Consider the following 16,738-nt stretch of genomic DNA (forward strand, 5'->3'; position numbering starts at 1 on the left):
TCCTTTACTCAAAATGGCACGCTGCGGGACCTCGCTCGTTAAAATGCCATTGCCAGCCATCGACGAATGCTCCACGAGGTAGAAAACTAAAATATAAGGTTTGCTCACCGCGCTTGACGGTAATAGCCATCTTTTTCGAAGGATCAGCTTTTAACTCTGCCAGCGGCGTTATATGCACGATTTTATCGCCAGTTTTCAGCCCCGCTTTGGCGGCCTCGCTAGCGTCACGCAGTTTAAAGACCTCGCCAAGGCGCATCTCATCAAAGCCCAAGTCGAACGGACGGTATTTTTCCGCTTTCGCATCTAGGCAGCCAAAGGCCGTAGTTGAGGGTATTTGCAGTGCGCCTTGAGTCATCTGCTGAAAGTCGATTACCGCTTGTTCGCCAAGTTCGCGTTGAATGATTTGCTGCCATTCAGTGTTACCTATGGTTTCACCTTGCTGCTGGCGCTGATAAATCTCCAACACTAAATCATCCACACTACGCTGACCATTCGAGGCTTGCTGCAACCGTTGATTCAAGTCAAACAGGTACATAAAGCCACGGCCATAAGGCACTTTTTGTGCTCTGGCATCTTTCCAGAACAGTTCACCGGCATCATGATTGGTCAGCTTGACGTAGGGGTTGGCGTAATACGCGGCGGCACGCAGGTTAATTTGCCGCAGAAACTCTTTAGGATCTGATATGCCAGCACGTAACGACATCAGAATGGCGTAATATTCGGCGGTACCTTCGGTGTACCAAGCGGTTTGCGCATGTGATTCGGATGAATTCAGTTTCGGCCATGTGTGCGCCATTTCGTGAGCCAACAATACCTGCACACCTTCAGCAATAGTTTGCCCTTCACTGCCATAACCAAACATAAATGAATGAGCTAACCCCGTACCGCCCCCCGCGGGATATGGGTTAGAACGCGCAAAAACCCGATAATCGCGCTTATCTCCAAAGAAGTTGGCCATATAGCGGTAGAAAGTCTGTGTTTGTGGTGCCAATTGAGCCATATCGAACGGCGGCTTATCCAGCCAATACATAGTGAAATTACTGTTGTTTCCCTTCGGCCACTGCTGCAACTGCCCAGCGGCATAGTAGGCAAAACGCAGTGCCTCAGCAGGCATCACTGTATTTAATGTATTTTCACCATAGCTCGAAACCCCTCGGCTAGCGCTAGGCATTTTGGAGAGGTCCCATTTAAGCGTCACGCTAAAAGGCTGACCTTCCGCTGGCAAAGCCAAGAAATACACCCCTGCGCCCATGACCCCTTGTTGCTGAGTGCGTAGGTCAAATAAAGGACCGTTACGGGTACTGGCGTCGACGGCTCGCGGCGGAGTGTGGTACTCATAAGTTACATCACCAACGGTCGCTCGATCAGCAAAGTAACGCCGATATTGACCACTTGGATCAGCAGGCATTTCCTCGGCGGTTAGCGTCAATACGCCTTGCGCATCTTTAGCAGAAATGTCACGCGCTTGATAGGCGGCGGTTGGCGTTGAAACCAACTCAATCGGCATTGTTAATAGTGATTGACCAGCGGCTATCTGTGGCGCCTGTTGTGTCATGTGAATAGCCACATCAGTAACAACACTGTCCTTCATCGTAGGCATAATAGTGAGTGTCAAACTCGGTGGGGCATCGGCGGCAACAACTTGGCCTACGGCACTGGCGAACAGCGCAGCAGCTAATACTGATTTAACCATTACTTGGCCTCCTGCGGCTGATAAACGATACATTCCAGTTCGGCGGCGGCTCCTAGGGCTAAACCGTTAACGCCAAATGCGCTACGAGCGGGGAGTTTTTCTGGTGAGAAATAACTGATGTAGATACGATTGAAGTCCTGCCATTTGTTCATATCGCTGATCATTACCGTACATTTAATGATATCGTCCATGGCAAAATGCAGCTCCTGCGCACGGGCCTTGAGGTTGTCCATCAACTGAGTAATCTGCAGGTTAAAATCACTGGGAATGGTGCCATCTGGTCGGCCACCAATCATACCGGAGAGATACAAAGTGTCTCCAGCTCGAACCGCTTTGGCAAACGGCGCACCTTTTGTAGCGTAAAAGGTCGGTTCATCGGCCAATACCGCACAACTCAGTAGCAGCAATGCTACGGTGAACAAGGTTTTCATTTTAAGGCTCCTAGCAGGCGCTCAATGTCGGTTACGCTGTTATAAAAAGAGGGCGCTATGCGCAAATAGTGGCGATAAACGGTGACGCTAACTCCGGCTTTTTGCAGTTTGTTATACAACTTGGTGGCATCATCATTAAAAGCAAACGACACAATCGCGGAGGTGGAATCTACAGGCGTTAACGGTTGAAAACCTAGTTTGGGCATTTCAGTTTGCAGTTGTTGCAGTAATGGCTGACGCCATGCCTTGATGTTGTCCAAGCCCAGCTTATCGAGATAACCGAGTGAATAGGCCAACGCCGCTACCGCACCGTTCCCTAACGTTCCCACTCCCACAATTCCCGATAAGCCGCTCGTGGCTTGGGTTTCAATTAACGGGTAACCCGGTTTATCCATCGGCAGATAATGCGTGATGACTTTTCCTTCTTGACGGAAACCAATCTGACTGCGTTTTAGTGCTGCTTGGCTATCGCGGCGGGCATACATAATGCCGATGCCAAAATCGCCCATCAGCCATTTGTAGGTAGAACACGCCGCAAAATCTACGCCCGAGCCATGTAGGTCGATTGGCGTATTACCGGCAGCCTGAATGATGTCGGCATAGACCATCACGCCTTTGGCATGAGCCATATCGCACACAGCTTTTAAATCATGTTCAAAGCCGGCAACATTCGAGACTAACGTCAACGCAATTAACCGCGTATCAGGTTTAATTGCTTTAGCAATATCTTCCACATGAATACGTTGGTCACGGGCTTCAACGATGGTGTATTTCAGCCCCTGTTTAGCAAACTCGTTATACATAAATAGTGAGCCGCTAAAATGATAGACATCGGTGACCACACTGCCTTTTTCATGAAGCCCTAGACCATCAACAACGAGGTTTTCTGCCACGGTGGTGCTGGGAATCCACGCGAGCTCATCGGCATCAGCATTAAACAGTTTGCCAAAAAGCTTTATCGCTGTATCGCGGTCGCCGCTCATATTGACTTGCTGTTGTCCGGCATTCATGAGTCGAGCATCAAGGTATTGTTTAATGGCATCGGCAGCGCCAGTCGCAACTGGGTGCATATATGCCCCATTTAGAAAGGTGCCTTCAAATTCAAAATCGCGGCGGCTATTGTTAAGACCACCATAGGTTGTCTCACGTGGAGCCGCTGACACTGCAGTAGTAAAAGAGCTAGCCAACCCCATAGCAAGTGGCGCCGCGACAATTTTGCCCATCAAACTACGACGCTGTTGATCAACGGTTTTATCTACAGTGATATGTTGGTGTTTCATTAAAAACTCCTGTTAAATTTGGCCGCTAGTCAACTAGCTCAACTTCACCTTCAATCTCAACGCAGATCCCAAAAGGTAACTCCGCCATGCCAATAGCTGTCCGGCTATGTTGACCAACCTCCTCACCAAAGAGCGCGATAATCAAGTCAGAAAAACCATTGATCACATGGGGTTGCAGAGAAAACCCAGGAGCCGATGCCACCATGCCGAAGATACGTCCCCAGCGCGAAATACGCTCCAGAGATCCAAGTTCACGCTTTAAACTCGCTAAAATAGATAACGCCGTAGCCTGTGCCGCTTGGTAAGCCATCTCGGTAGATACATCCGCGCCGACCCTGCCAAAAAAGCCCAGTGTTCCATCTGCATTTTGCGGTCCATGACCGGAAATCAGGGCACGGTTGCCGAGTACTCGTACCATACGAAATGGCAGTACGACCCCGGCGGGGGGAACGAGTGGCGGAGGCAATACTAAGCCCATCTCACTCAATCGTTGTTCAATCACATTCATAAATTTTCCTCTGTTTTGCGGCCCGGCTGTCACGCATATGAATTGGTTAACTCAGCAGCCTACGACCGCAGCGCCATCAATGAGGGCGCTGATCGTTATTGTTGTTTTTTAGGGGGTTGGGTAAAGGGCTTAACACCTAGCGCTTGGTAAATCTCACTAGGAAAATACAGTTGCTCATCTTTAGCGACTAAGCGCGCACTACGCACCGCACTGATATCTTGTAACGGGTTGTCGGCAAGCAGCACAAAATCCGCTTTTTTCCCGACAGCGACACTCCCGAGCATTTGTTGCTGGCCTAGATATTCAGCACAACCTAATGTTGCCAATGTCATCACTTCGTGCGCAGGAATACCGGCTTTTACGTAAAGCTCCAGCTCTCGCAACACGGTAAATCCGGTCGTATCATCAGTACCGGGAAGTAGTTGAATATGATGCTCATGCATTAACTTAAGCACCGCCAAGATTTTGTTAAATGCGGTGCGATAATCTTTGTCAAGCGCAGGAGTGAGATCAGGTACAAAGGTACGTTGACGATACCTTTGATAGCCGATTGGCATATGTGACAGGTAGGCTTGATCGCCTGCTGCCACCTCCCCAGCTCTGCTCAACATTAATCGTTCAAGGATGACTGCGGTTGGGTCAATGGCAATCTGTTGCTGCGACATGGCCGTTATTGTGTGCTGCACCTTGTCGCTAGCAAGCTCTAAGTTCGCCGCGCGCGCCATTGCCGTTAAGCGCAACGGCGTACGGGTGTCCTCATCTGGCGTTAACAACCAACCCAACATCAATTGATTAATGTGAGTGATCTCGTCATAACCTGCTGCGATCATATGGTCAGCATCAGTAAAGGCGGGAATATGCCCAGTAACCCCCATGCCTAATCGATGGGCTTCTTTAGCAATCGCAGGCACCCACTCTGGAGTCATCGAATTGTAGATTTTGATCTGCCAATAGCCGTGATCTTTGTACCAACGTACTTTTTCTAATGCTTCAGCCTCAGAGTTCACCACAAAGCCATCGCGTGCCGAATAAGGACTACGGCCTTCGAGAAAGCCGTTCCGAGTAATCCGTGGCCCCGCCAACTTATCGGCGTTGATTTGTGGAATAAGTCCCAGCAAAAACTGGTTGTCATTGCCCATATCGCGTGTATTGGTGACACCAGCCGCCAAATACCAAAGTCCCGACGCTAAGGTGCTGTGGGAATGCATATCATGCAGTCCCGGAATTACCGTACCGCCTTCGCCATCATAAACCGCCACATCGCGACTCGCTTTGGCTGTCTGTGTCATTGGCGTCACCGCAGCGATCTTGCCGTTGTTAACAGTAATTGACACTAAGTCAGATCGTTTGCCGATTTCTGGCATAAATAGGTGCACATTGTCCAAACGCCAGCCGTGGTCGAAACGATGTGCCAGTTGCTGCTGTAACTGCTGCATCCGATCACTTTCTAAGGTGCTAGCCAGTTGCTGCAGTTTAGCCGCATCCGCTTCATAGCCTTTACGCACATTGACTTCTTGCGCACTAAACACGGCAAACAACTGCTGCTGGTCATCAAGTAACAACAGCGATGGCGATAATGACAGTCCTGACAACATGTATGCCTGTAGCACAATTTGCTGTTGGCCCTTGCCTAAGGTGACACTACGTAATTTGGTGAGATACGCATTGCCTGCCGGAAGTGTCGGCAATTGAGTCTTGCCCGATTGCAAAATGGCGCTGGCGTAACGGCCTAATAACCAAGGATCACCGTCGTTAGCAATGTACAGCGCTGGACTGCTGATGTTTAGCTTTCCTGCATCCGCTTGGCTTTTCCAGCTTACCTGTTGCTGTTGCCAACTAAAGCTTTCAGCCACATCACCGCCCATCAACGACGTGCCTTTGATGGTTAATTGCTGCGGAATACCTTGTGCGTTAACCGACAGCTGCGCCTTATGCTTTGGGCCGCGGCCATTGTTATCGACATAGTAAGTCACATCGCTATGACTCTGTTCGGTATCAGCTTTGATATAGCCCACGTTTTCACCATTGGCGATAACGCTGAACTCTTCAAGCTGCGCGAAGGCAGTATGTGCATAAAAGCCCAATGTGGCGAGAACCGCTGCACCTAAGGTGTTAAGTTTCATTTGATGAACTCCTTCAGCAACTTATCCAACTCAGGTCGCGCTGCTTTATCAGCAAACACCGAGTGGCCAGTTTGGAGTATCGCTAATGTCAGGTTCTGCTGCGGAATATCAGCTTGATTGAGCGCAAATTCCACCGCTTGTGTCGGTATAGCTAAGTCGTAGTAACCGGAAAGCACCAGCAGCTTGCTATCGGGCTTTTGCTTCACAAAGTCAGCCAAGTTAGCGGTCGGATTAAAGTAAAACGCTTCACCTTCAAAGCCTTCACGATGTGGTGCGTACTGCCAATGGAAGTTAATGTTGAGGTTCAATGCTTTATAAGGCGCATCATTGCTGATCCCCGTCAACTGTTGTAGGTAGTGGGTATACAGCGGCACCTTGATTTCCAAACCACCTTTTAATCCTAATGCTGGATCATCAAGCGCCGATACCTTGTCCTTTCTTGGCGGCGGCAACGGGGCTTCAACACGCGAGTCTAAGCGACCAAACACATTACCATCGCTCGCGAGTAGCATATTACGATAGTCTTCCACGCCCAGTTTCAAGGATTTATCTAACAGATCTTTGGCCGAGATCCCCAACATCGCCGCCAACTCTTGCGCGATTTTTTGCTGGGTATTTTTGGCTAATGCCGCCCCTTGCATTAACGCTGGGGTATAAACTTGGTAACTGTATTGTGATACCTGCTGATAAATCTGCTGCAACGATTTGTCTTGCAAGTTACCACGATGATAATGCGCCGCGGCAATCGCCATACTTGGCAAATTGAACACATAGCTCAACACATTGCCATCGGCTTCGGAGGTATCGCTGCCGTCGAGCAAAGGTGATATAAACAGCAAGCCGCCGACATTGAGGTCGGTCAGTTGCTTGGACATCAGCGCCAGTCGATAACCACCATAGCTTTCGCCACCGATGAAAATACGCGCATCGCTGCGATGATGCTCCGCTAACCAACGACGCACAAACTGCACAAACGCTTTGGCATCCCCTTCAGAGGTCCAAAACTTTAAGCGCGATGCTTCACTTTCTGGGGCTTGAGTCAATCCCGATCCCGGCGGATCAATAAACACCAGATCAACTTGGTCTAAAAGTGAGTGTGGATTATCGACAAAGGCATCTTTGCCGTCAGCCCCCTTCTGCTTTTGCTTGGGGCCTAAGCCATCGAAATGTAGCATTGAGGAGGATGAACCTGGGCCACCATTGAACAGAAACATGACTGGACGGGATGTTGTCGATTTAACGGTGTAACTGATGGCATCCATCGTGGTGCCATGCTCACCGCTTTCTAACGCTAACGTTTCTAAACAACCGCGATAACTGACATTTTTAAAACTATGGGATTCACCGCAATGGCTGCTCCACATTGCTTGGTCATCCTGTGCTACCGCAGACATACACAGCAGCGAAAACGCCGCAACGGTTAAGGCCACGGGCCTCGCTAAACAAGATAAAAATCTTAACGACGACATTCAGTCTCTCCCGCTGATCCATTCTTTTTCTGCCATTGATAACCTTCGGTCAAAGCGCCTGTCGGTACAAAAGAGATACTGGTTGGCTTACCGTTGCGTTCGACCAACAATGTCAATGGTGACGAAGGTTTTGATTGCTGTTCATCTAAGCCAACAGATTTCAGCACCTTATCGCCCTCTTTTAAGCCTGCTTTTGCTGCAGGAGAGTGGGGGTTTAAACCCTGGATGACGCGCGGAATTTGCATCAAGCTGCTGATATCAAATCCCAAATCAAATAACGGCATTGAGACTTTTTCACGAGTAAAACAGCGACCAAAAGCGCCATCTTCCGGTACCAAGAGTCCACCAGACTGCATCGCGGCATAATCTTTATCTGCATCAGCACCGATGTATTGCCGTACTAACTCCAACCAATCTTTGGCAGATACAGATTTGCCTTCGCGGGAACGCGCCAGAAAATCCACCAGCAGTTGATCAAGATTATGGGCACCGCCAGATGCCATACGAATACGTGAGTCAGTGACAATGAAATACAATGCGCCGCGGTAATAGGGTTGCAAGCGCGCACGTGCATCGGTCCAAAAAGCAGCAGTAGCGGCTTGCATCTCCATATTTTTGCGAGCATTGCTGTAATAGGTCAGCAGAGTGTTATTGACTGACTTCAGATAGGTATCGGCGTCAATCAATCCCAAGGCAAACGGTGCGCGATTTTCATACATGACCGCCAAGCCTTCTTGGAACCAACTTGCGCCTTCCAAATCATGCAGATATACGTGCACCATCTCATGGGACAAGATCTGCGTCATGTCGCTGAATTCAATGTCGTTGTTAGCCGCCACCATTAACGCGTCAGGGAGTTCAGTACCACTTTTGGAGATCATTGGATTACTGCGAAACGTCACAGTGAATGGTGGTAATGCTGGGAAGCCAAGGAAATCCGAATATTTCTGGTAGGCGTTGTGCGCCCATTCTAGCAATGAGGCAGTAGCGAATTTTTTCGGCTCAGCGGTAGATGCAGCTCTGAACGGTGCACTTTTGCCAGTGCCGTTAAAACGCGCTAAATCGCCAGCCATAAAATAAGTGGCCGCGATCCGCGCTGGCGTCGCTTCACCACTTACTGGCAGACTGTTAATAGTGGTGGAGCCTTTCGGCAGCGCTGAAATATCCCACGCGGCAGAAACTGCGTAGGTTTGCTCTGATTCTGGTAGCACTAAGAAGGTATTACCTGCCGCACTTATGCCTTTCGGTTCAGTGCGCAGCTCCCACGTAGGGCCGGGTGTGGTGTCATGTGATACTGCTACGCGATAAGTCACCGTCACGGTACCGACGGTGTCGCGTGCCGTTTTCCATGCAAACGGCATTTGCCCTAACGCATCAGCTAAGGTGGCGTTACCTTCATGTATCGCAACATTGCCTTGGCTATCGCTTACTTTCAGGCGAGAAATCCGTTCAACAATATGTTGCAACGGACCAAGCGTTTTCGAAATCACCAGTTGTGGCAATGGCTTATTGCTGGTAATTGTCTCAGTCACGTCCATAGCGACTGGCTTACCATGCTCAACAACTGGCGTCAGTGTCAGGTGAATACTAGGCAACTCATCGGCGCACACAGCACCAGAGAGCAGCATAAAACATGCGGCAATAGGATGAATTTTAAAGGTCATACGGCTCCCTTATGAAAAAAAGATGCCCGGCAGCATTGTCGGGCTAAAAGCTAAGGAAGGTTATAGATCCCAAGCGAGGGTCAAGCCGATGGTTTGTGGTTGAATCAAAACCGCACCGTAGTTTACGTCGGTGGTAGCTGTTGCGGTACCACGGCGGTTAGCACTGATATACCCCTCTTCATCAAACAGGTTGTTGGCATACAACGTCAGCGACCAGTTGTTGTAGTTCAGCGTCGAGCTGAGACCAACAGTGGTATAGCTAGGTAAGTGAATCCGTGAGATTTCAGACGATTGGGTAAATTGCATGTAGCGATCGCCCATGTAAGTCACATTGCCGCCAAAACTTAACTGCGCACCATTGCCCAAATCGACGGTATGTTGCAGCGATACAGTGCCAGAGTTTTTTGCGGAAAATGGCATACGGTCGCCATCTTTGCCGTAAGCAGTAGCATCTTCAACATAGCCAGGGATATCTTCTTTTAATGTCGCGTCGGTGAACGCGTAGCTAACCGCTAACTTCCAATCTTCGAGGAAGTCATAATTCACACCAAACTCGATACCTTGGCTCGCGGCCTTACCCGCGTTAGTGGTGTAGTTTGACCCGTAAGTCAAATCTACTTGGCTGATTTGCAGATCAGACCAATCGATGTAATAAGCAGTGGCATTTAACGCTAACGCGTCATCCAAGAAGCCGCCTTTGAAGCCTAGCTCGTAGCTTACTAATGAGTCTGAGTCGTAGCTTTCAGGAATACCATCGACGAGAGTGCCGTTACTGCCACCCGCACGATAGCCTGAAGATACGCGACCAAACACCATCATATCGTCATTGAAGTGATAGCGAGACGCCAACAAATAGGTAAAGACGTTATCACTGTAGTCGTCAGCCGTTTCCTCTTCATCAGTCAACATACCGCCCGCATATCCAGCGTTATCCATTTTGTTTTTCGCATAGCGACCACCAACGGTCACATCCCACTGCTCAGTTATTTTATAAGTGGTATTAACGAAAACGGCAGATTCTTTATAGGAGTCATCACCGGTAGAGATCAGCAGTGGCACAGCGGAGTAGTATTCTCCGGTGGCATTGTCTGACAGATAGAAATTCTGTGTGCTATCAACACTTTCTTTGGTATAGAACAAGCCAACCTGCCATTGAAAGCGAACATCATCTTTGGAAGAAAGACGGAATTCTTGGCTGATCTTATCTTCATCGTAACGGTTATCAATGAAGGCACCTGCTTCTTGGTATCCCAAGTCAAACATACTTGAAAATGCTGGTGCATAGCTACCGATAGAGGTGTAACCCACGTCTTGCTTCGCGGCAGCTCGGTGCTCAGTGTAACCAGTGATAGAGTCGAAAGACCCCCAACCTAAATCACCTGAAATCTTAGCCGTGTAAAAACGTGTTTGCCCTTCAAAGTTGTCAGTATCAACGCCACGAGAATGCTGATACTGGTCATATACTGGCGTAAGATCTGGTTCAACATCGACATAAGCAGTGTTCGCTTGAGAAGTGTTTTGGAACATTGCAGAACTGTGGAAAGTCCAATCGTCGTTGATATGCCAAATCGCTGCAATACGACCGCCTTCACTGTCGATGCTGTTGTCAGAGCCATCACGCTCATTACTCACAAAGGATGGATCTTGGCGTTTAAAGCCACTCACACGTATGGCAAAATCATCAGTGATAGGCAAGTTGCCTGAGGCACGAAGGCTATGCCCATTACCACCATGTGCAGTCGAAGAACCACCCACTTCGAGGTGACCGGTAGCATAACTTGAGTTAGGATCTATAGTGACATATTTCACCAAGCCTCCCATGCTGCTGGCACCATAAAGGGTTCCTTGTGGGCCGCGCAGCACTTCAATTTGTTGAATGTCAGAGGGATCCAAATCGGGGATCACACCAGTGTTAGTTGCTGAACCATATGGAACGTCGTCAATGGTCACACCAGATGTCGGGCGCGTACCAATACCAGCATCAGTGCCAACACCGCGCATCACAATGGTACTACTCATGGCACTAGACACGTAGCTCAGGCCGGGAATTTCCGCAAAATAATCGGCCAGTTTAGCTTTACCGGTCTCCGCGAGTTTCTTGGCATCGAGTACTTCCATTGATAATGCGACATCCTGTAGCCGCTCATTACGTTTAGAGGCCGTTACCACAATTTTCTCAAAATTTTGGTCTTTTTCGGCTTTTGCAGTATCAGGTTGAGCAGCTTCATCAGCCATAGCTTGAGCAGCGAACAAAGTCGCCGCACCAAGCACTAAACTGATGTGCTTTGCTAGTGAACTCAAACGATGTTGTTTTAGGGATACATACGGCATCATCTCTCTTCCTTTCTTCATTTTGTTGAAATCATTGGAAGGTGGCTGACGTGCCTATGCCCTCTTCCTCTGTCGATTCGCGGCACCTATCGCGCAACGATATTTTTATTTATTTTCATATTATTAAGTTAATTGCATTCGACGAAAAACAGCCAACATCTGAAAAGCGAGCCACCACACATGACCAACATATCATTAACGTTTTTAAAAACTCACATGCAACTAAAGTATATAATTTACACATTTAGTTTAGCTGTTCAACACTTTTTGTTGAAATAAATAAGCAAATTGTTAAAAATTGATAACGTGTTAAAGTAACTAAAATCGCCAAAATACCACTAGCGCACGGACGCAAAGTCATTCAGCTACAAATTGGATTGCTCAGGTAACTAAATGGAATCTAAAACTTTTCAGAAAATTGAACTTGCACGCTCACAGTTTTGTGCAGCAGAGAGACAACTCGTTTTAAGCACACTTAAAACCGTTGTTGAATTGCTAGAACACGTATTGAGTAACAATGTTGAAGTGGTATTGCACGATATGACATTGCCAGAAAGTTCTGTCATCGCATTAGCAAACGGCCATGTCACGGGTAGAGCGCTTGGCGACTCTATTCTTGCGGGGCCAAAAGGTGATGTAGGTTTTACTGAAGCATTTAAAAAGCTAAATGAACATGGAGATCATAACAGTGTCATCGCAAGCTATCACACTGTAGCCAAAAGCGGTTTAGCGCTGCACTCATCCACAGCTATTTTTCGCGATAGTGATGGTATTCCCTATGCAGCATTATGCTTTAATTCTGACATGACCATTCCTCAGGCCGCCTACTCATGGCTCAGCAAGATGTTAAATAAAGATATAACGCCAATCAGTAAGACTGCCTCGGCTCAACATCAGCCAGCACAAGTAGATACGTTAATGGAAGACATTATTGACTCGGCTATTAATGCCCACGCAAAACCGTTAGCTCAGTTCAGCAAAGAAGACAAAATCGCCGCAGTTGCTACCATGCAAAGCAATGGAATTTTTGTGGTAAGAGGTGGTGTAAACCGAGCAGCTAAAGCATTAGGTGTCACTCGCTTTACCATCTACAACTACTTAGATGAGCTCAAAAAAAGAAGCCAACCTAACTAAGTTAATTGGCTTCTTTTATCAAGGCGGCTCAACAGGCTAACCGAAGAAATGGCGCCACAGATAAGAGATTGGCAGCACCAAAAACAGTGCAGGCAGGAAGTTAACAACCGAGAAGTTCATGATCTTGGCAATACGCAATCCAACCGCGACCATGATGATGCCGCCCACCGCCGAGAAGTCACCGAATACAATGTCATCCATTAGCGGCATGATTGGCTTCGCCAGTATAAACAGCGCGGCTTGCACCACGAACTGCACCACCGCAGTTAAGCCAATACCAGCACCAAGGCCGATGGCGAAGATACTCGCGGTCAGAAAGTCCATCACCGCTTTGACGAGTAGCAGTTGGTAATCCCCATTCATACCTTCGGTCATGGCACCAATCACCCCGAGTCCACTGGCGCCAAACACCACAATTAACGCGGTGAATTGCTTGGCAAACTCCTCTTGAGTGAGTCCACGAGGCAGCGGAATAAAGCGATCTAACTTGCGTTGAATAAAAGTCGCGCCATTGGAGATGGAACGCTCGAAGTAGCACAACTCACCAATAGCGGTGCCAAAAATCAGCGATAACACCACCACTGGAACATTGTGTCCTTTCATCAACATGTTGATGCCAATCGCAATGGATGCCAGCGCGAATGTTGGTGGTAGTCCTGTTTGTAAACGTTTTGGAATATATCGAGCTAATGTCGCGCCGCAAAATGCGCCAGCCATAATAGCCACGCTATTAACGATGGGACCAATCATGGGGAATTCTCCGATATCGCTACGGCGTAGGGCGGAGCGATGAGGTAATGATAATTATCACAGCAACAAGAGTGACGTAACGACATCAAGCTACTGCTTTTGTTTTAACGGCATCATAGCATCATCATACCTACGATGCTGATGCTATGTGTTTAGCAAACATCCACTTATCGCGCTTATGCACACCACCAACACGGCCTAGTTAATGCCGGCTTTCAACCTTAAATCGCCCGTAACATATGACAAACGATAAGCGGCGAGGCTAAGCTACATATTTTTAATGTACGGCATACCATAAACTCATAGACGACGATGGCAAAATCGTACAAAAATAATGCGGCGACTTAACCATAACCAAAGCAATTCAAGGAGTGGATATGTGGGTTCAATTAGTTATTGCGGCATTATTTCTAGTCAGCTGCTGCATTGATGTTAGCGCGGCGCAACGACTATCAGCTAAAGATGCCAGCAAAAACATAGGCAAAGCTAATCTCGATATCGATTTTGTTGTGAGCAGCAGTAGCGATCAACAAGCCAGCGATGGCGTTATTTATCTGAATAGCCAGTCTGCGGCGCAAGACAGTGATAACCTACGCTTGTGTTTATCGGCCAATGCCATCGCCCAGTTACAAGAACGCGGCATTGTCAATCCAGCTAAAACCCTGCTTGGTAAACAGTTGCGTATTGCAGGAGCGGTGATGCGCCTTCAGGGGCAAGCCCTACTGCCAATTCAAAGCGCTGATCAAATTACCATTATTGCTTAACGCGCTGATTGCGAGCCTCGAATATCGTCGAGGTTCGCAACAGCTAGGGGCGGTTTAAGCTTGTTCTTCGCGCAGGAACAAAGGCGCTTGCGCGGTAGATTGTTCAGCAGAATAGTAATAACCAGCCACATCAAACTGCTGCAGTTGCTCAGGCTGCTGAATGTCTTGCTCAAGCAACCAGCGCGCCATCATGCCGCGTGCTTTTTTGGCGTAAAAACTGATAATTTTGTAGTGGCCGTTTTTGCAGTCTTTGAATACTGGCGATACCAAATTACCGTTAAGCTGCTTAGATTTAACTGCTTTGAAATACTCGTTAGACGCTAAATTAACAATCAACTCGGGTTCGTCACTCGATAGCGCATTGTTAATGGCGGTAGTGATTTCATCTCCCCAGAACTCATACAGATTCTTACCGCGTGGGTTTTCCAATTGCGTGCCCATCTCTAAACGATAAGGTTGCATTAAATCCAGCGGTTTGAGCAAACCATACAAGCCTGAGAGCATGCGTAGCCGTTTTTGCGCACGCATCACCACTTCCGGAGTAAGCGATTCGGCATCTAAGCCAGTATAAACATCGCCTTTAAAAGCATATAACGCTTGTTTGGCATTACCTAAGGTGAATGGCTGCTGCCACGAGGCGAAACGCGCAGCATTCAGACCAGCAATTTTATCGCTTACGCTCATCAACTTCGCAATTTGCATAGGTGTTAGCTGACGACACACGTCAATCAGCGCTTGGCTGTTATCTAAAAACATCGGAAGGCTATATTCCGCCACTGGCGCTGGTGTTTCAAAATCTAAGGTCTTTGCGGGGGAAACCAGGATTAACATATTCAATTCCTTCACGACAACTTTGCGGCAATGATAAGGGATTGATATAAAAAAACCACGTATTGTGCACGTGGTTTTTCCGATAAGCTTGACCGATGGAGTCGTTAACGCTCAGGGACTGGACGCGATTCTTCAGTCGTCACGTTCCATACTTGGTCGTCCATCTGCTGAGCAATATCAGGAAATTGCGTCTTATCAAACTCAGGTTCCTTCCCTGCGGCCAGTTGGTCGCGGTAATCCGTAATCACTCGGAACGCGACACCGGACAACAACACCAAGGCAAGAATATTCACTAGCGCCATCAGCCCCATTGATAGATTAGCTAAATCCCACACCAGCGAGATTTTAGCCAAGGCACCAAACATCACCATAGCCAATACACCGAGGCGAAAACCTAAAATCACACTGCGGCGATTGCCAATGAGAAAAATGACGTTGCTCTCTGCATAGGAATAATTGGCAATAATCGAGGTAAAACAAAACAGCAAAATGGCACCGGCGACAAACCAACCGCCCCAAACTCCGACATGAAATTGCAATGCAGTGATGGTCATGGCGATACCGTCATCACTGGCCTGCCAATCGTGCGACAACAAAATAATGGCCGCAGTGGCAGTACAGATTACTAAGGTATCAATAAACACTCCCACCATCTGTACAAAGCCTTGAGACGCAGGATGTGGCGGTGTAGGTGCAGCACAGGCAGCTACGTTAGCGGCACTGCCCATACCGGCTTCGTTGGAGAATAAGCCCCGCGCAACCCCCGACTGCATTGCTTGTGATACGGTGTAACCCACACCACCCGCCGCGGCTTCATGCCAACCAAAGGCGTTATTAATCACTAAGCTAAACACTGCTGGTAACTTATCAAAGTTCATCGCCACAACAATCAATGCCATCGCAATGTAGAACAATGCCATCACTGGCACGACAAATTCCGATACTCGCGCCACTTTGCGCATACCACCAGTAATAACTACGGCGCTTACCAAGACTAAGCCAATGCCAATCACCGTTGGCGAGACATCAAAGACTTGATTAACCGCACCAGCGATGGTGTTGGCTTGCACGGCGTTAAACACTAAACCAAAGGAGATGATCAGAAAGACCGAAAACAGCACACCCATCCACCGTTGCCCGAGCCCCTTCTCCATGTAATAAGCAGGCCCACCGCGATATTGACCAGTGCTATCTTTCACCTTGTAGACTTGGGCCAATGTTGACTCCACCATGGCGGTTGCCATACCCACCATAGCGATTAACCACATCCAAAAGATAGCCCCCGGCCCACCAGCACCGATAGCTACAGCCACCCCGGCCATGTTACCAGCGCCAACTCTGGCGGCCATACTGGTACAAAACACTTGAAATGAAGATAACCCAGCCTCGTCGGCCTGCCGACTAGTTAGCATAACTTTGGCAGAATGCTTAAGATGAGTAACTTGGATAAACAGCAAACTGACGGTGAAATAGACCCCGACCCCAACTAATGCATAAATAAGTAGTTGGTCCCACAAGAGGGAGTTGAGAAATTTGACAACGGTTTCAACCATAAACGACCCAAAAAGATGTCACAAAAATCGAGAATTCGACATCTTATCCTAGTAATAAAGTAAGTTTTAGTAGCAGTAAATTCTGAAAGTATCTTACGTTTTCACGACATTGGAGCAAATTTCGTCCAGCGTCAATTACGATCAATACTTTGGTCTATGAGATCAATCTCACAATACATGCATTTATACTATAAATGATTTTCTGTT

At 48.0% G+C, this 16,738-nt stretch carries 13 protein-coding genes; 2 read left to right on the forward strand and 11 right to left on the reverse strand.

Annotation, left to right across the window (positions count from 1 at the left end; all coding sequences use genetic code 11):
* Nucleotides 1-4 precede the first annotated feature (4 nt).
* The 8 genes from ACN0TT_RS00110 to ACN0TT_RS00145 form a co-directional block, all read right to left on the reverse strand.
* Nucleotides 5-1,693 carry a hypothetical protein gene (locus tag ACN0TT_RS00110; protein WP_417760121.1) on the reverse strand — a complete coding sequence of 563 codons (1,689 nt, stop codon included), beginning with the start codon at nucleotides 1,691-1,693 and terminating at the stop codon, nucleotides 5-7.
* Nucleotides 1,693-2,124 (reverse strand): RidA family protein, encoded by a 432-nt coding sequence (locus ACN0TT_RS00115; protein WP_417760122.1) that lies wholly within the window; start codon nucleotides 2,122-2,124, stop codon nucleotides 1,693-1,695. Before ACN0TT_RS00115 ends, ACN0TT_RS00110 begins: the two co-directional genes overlap by 1 nt.
* Nucleotides 2,121-3,404 carry an aminotransferase class V-fold PLP-dependent enzyme gene (locus ACN0TT_RS00120; RefSeq protein ID WP_417760123.1) on the reverse strand — a complete coding sequence of 428 codons (1,284 nt, stop codon included), beginning with the start codon at nucleotides 3,402-3,404 and terminating at the stop codon, nucleotides 2,121-2,123. The genes ACN0TT_RS00115 and ACN0TT_RS00120 overlap by 4 nt, the downstream gene beginning before the upstream one ends.
* A 25-nt stretch (nucleotides 3,405-3,429) precedes the next feature.
* Complete coding sequence (locus tag ACN0TT_RS00125; RefSeq protein WP_417760124.1) at nucleotides 3,430-3,912, reverse strand: RidA family protein; 483 nt, start codon at nucleotides 3,910-3,912, stop codon at nucleotides 3,430-3,432.
* A 95-nt stretch (nucleotides 3,913-4,007) separates the two neighbouring features.
* On the reverse strand, nucleotides 4,008-6,035 hold the full coding sequence (locus ACN0TT_RS00130; RefSeq protein ID WP_417760125.1) for an amidohydrolase family protein: 2,028 nt from the start codon (nucleotides 6,033-6,035) through the stop codon (nucleotides 4,008-4,010).
* Nucleotides 6,032-7,504 carry a S10 family serine carboxypeptidase-like protein gene (locus ACN0TT_RS00135; RefSeq protein ID WP_417760126.1) on the reverse strand — a complete coding sequence of 491 codons (1,473 nt, stop codon included), beginning with the start codon at nucleotides 7,502-7,504 and terminating at the stop codon, nucleotides 6,032-6,034. The genes ACN0TT_RS00130 and ACN0TT_RS00135 overlap by 4 nt, the downstream gene beginning before the upstream one ends.
* On the reverse strand, nucleotides 7,492-9,168 hold the full coding sequence (locus tag ACN0TT_RS00140) for a hypothetical protein (RefSeq protein ID WP_417760127.1): 1,677 nt from the start codon (nucleotides 9,166-9,168) through the stop codon (nucleotides 7,492-7,494). The genes ACN0TT_RS00135 and ACN0TT_RS00140 overlap by 13 nt, the downstream gene beginning before the upstream one ends.
* Nucleotides 9,169-9,228: 60 nt before the next feature.
* Nucleotides 9,229-11,520, reverse strand: a complete 2,292-nt coding sequence (locus ACN0TT_RS00145) for a TonB-dependent receptor (protein ID WP_417760128.1) — start codon at nucleotides 11,518-11,520, stop codon at nucleotides 9,229-9,231.
* 372 nt (nucleotides 11,521-11,892) lie between these two features.
* Here ACN0TT_RS00145 and ACN0TT_RS00150 point away from each other — a divergent pair, with 372 nt between their 5' ends.
* The gene (locus ACN0TT_RS00150; protein WP_417760129.1) at nucleotides 11,893-12,633 is read left to right on the forward strand and encodes a helix-turn-helix transcriptional regulator; all 741 of its coding nucleotides are present in this window, start codon (nucleotides 11,893-11,895) and stop codon (nucleotides 12,631-12,633) included.
* Between the two features lie 36 nt (nucleotides 12,634-12,669).
* On the opposite strand, the gene ACN0TT_RS00155 is transcribed toward ACN0TT_RS00150, so the two are convergent.
* The gene (locus ACN0TT_RS00155; protein WP_417760130.1) at nucleotides 12,670-13,383 is read right to left on the reverse strand and encodes a DUF554 domain-containing protein; all 714 of its coding nucleotides are present in this window, start codon (nucleotides 13,381-13,383) and stop codon (nucleotides 12,670-12,672) included.
* Nucleotides 13,384-13,760: 377 nt separating this feature from the next.
* Here ACN0TT_RS00155 and ACN0TT_RS00160 point away from each other — a divergent pair, with 377 nt between their 5' ends.
* Nucleotides 13,761-14,147: a hypothetical protein gene (locus tag ACN0TT_RS00160; protein WP_417760131.1), complete on the forward strand. Its 387-nt coding sequence runs from the start codon at nucleotides 13,761-13,763 to the stop codon at nucleotides 14,145-14,147.
* A gap of 54 nt (nucleotides 14,148-14,201) precedes the next feature.
* On the opposite strand, the gene yaaA is transcribed toward ACN0TT_RS00160, so the two are convergent.
* Nucleotides 14,202-14,978 (reverse strand): peroxide stress protein YaaA, encoded by a 777-nt coding sequence (gene yaaA, locus ACN0TT_RS00165; protein WP_417760132.1) that lies wholly within the window; start codon nucleotides 14,976-14,978, stop codon nucleotides 14,202-14,204.
* 104 nt (nucleotides 14,979-15,082) lie between these two features.
* The gene (locus tag ACN0TT_RS00170; protein ID WP_417760133.1) at nucleotides 15,083-16,531 is read right to left on the reverse strand and encodes an alanine/glycine:cation symporter family protein; all 1,449 of its coding nucleotides are present in this window, start codon (nucleotides 16,529-16,531) and stop codon (nucleotides 15,083-15,085) included.
* Nucleotides 16,532-16,738 lie beyond the last annotated feature (207 nt).

This window comes from Shewanella sp. (genome assembly GCF_048265805.1).
Classification (GTDB): Bacteria; Pseudomonadota; Gammaproteobacteria; order Enterobacterales; family Shewanellaceae; genus Shewanella.

Coding starts and splice junctions, on each gene's coding strand:
- ACN0TT_RS00145 (WP_417760128.1), bottom strand. CDS start 11,520: ATGAAGAAAGGAAGAGAGATGATGCCGTATGTATCCCTAAAACAACAT.
- ACN0TT_RS00150 (WP_417760129.1), top strand. CDS start 11,893: ATGGAATCTAAAACTTTTCAGAAAATTGAACTTGCACGCTCACAGTTT.
- ACN0TT_RS00110 (WP_417760121.1), bottom strand. CDS start 1,693: ATGGTTAAATCAGTATTAGCTGCTGCGCTGTTCGCCAGTGCCGTAGGC.
- ACN0TT_RS00120 (WP_417760123.1), bottom strand. CDS start 3,404: ATGAAACACCAACATATCACTGTAGATAAAACCGTTGATCAACAGCGT.
- ACN0TT_RS00115 (WP_417760122.1), bottom strand. CDS start 2,124: ATGAAAACCTTGTTCACCGTAGCATTGCTGCTACTGAGTTGTGCGGTA.
- yaaA (WP_417760132.1), bottom strand. CDS start 14,978: ATGTTAATCCTGGTTTCCCCCGCAAAGACCTTAGATTTTGAAACACCA.
- ACN0TT_RS00160 (WP_417760131.1), top strand. CDS start 13,761: ATGTGGGTTCAATTAGTTATTGCGGCATTATTTCTAGTCAGCTGCTGC.
- ACN0TT_RS00140 (WP_417760127.1), bottom strand. CDS start 9,168: ATGACCTTTAAAATTCATCCTATTGCCGCATGTTTTATGCTGCTCTCT.
- ACN0TT_RS00130 (WP_417760125.1), bottom strand. CDS start 6,035: ATGAAACTTAACACCTTAGGTGCAGCGGTTCTCGCCACATTGGGCTTT.
- ACN0TT_RS00135 (WP_417760126.1), bottom strand. CDS start 7,504: ATGTCGTCGTTAAGATTTTTATCTTGTTTAGCGAGGCCCGTGGCCTTA.
- ACN0TT_RS00125 (WP_417760124.1), bottom strand. CDS start 3,912: ATGAATGTGATTGAACAACGATTGAGTGAGATGGGCTTAGTATTGCCT.
- ACN0TT_RS00170 (WP_417760133.1), bottom strand. CDS start 16,531: ATGGTTGAAACCGTTGTCAAATTTCTCAACTCCCTCTTGTGGGACCAA.
- ACN0TT_RS00155 (WP_417760130.1), bottom strand. CDS start 13,383: ATGATTGGTCCCATCGTTAATAGCGTGGCTATTATGGCTGGCGCATTT.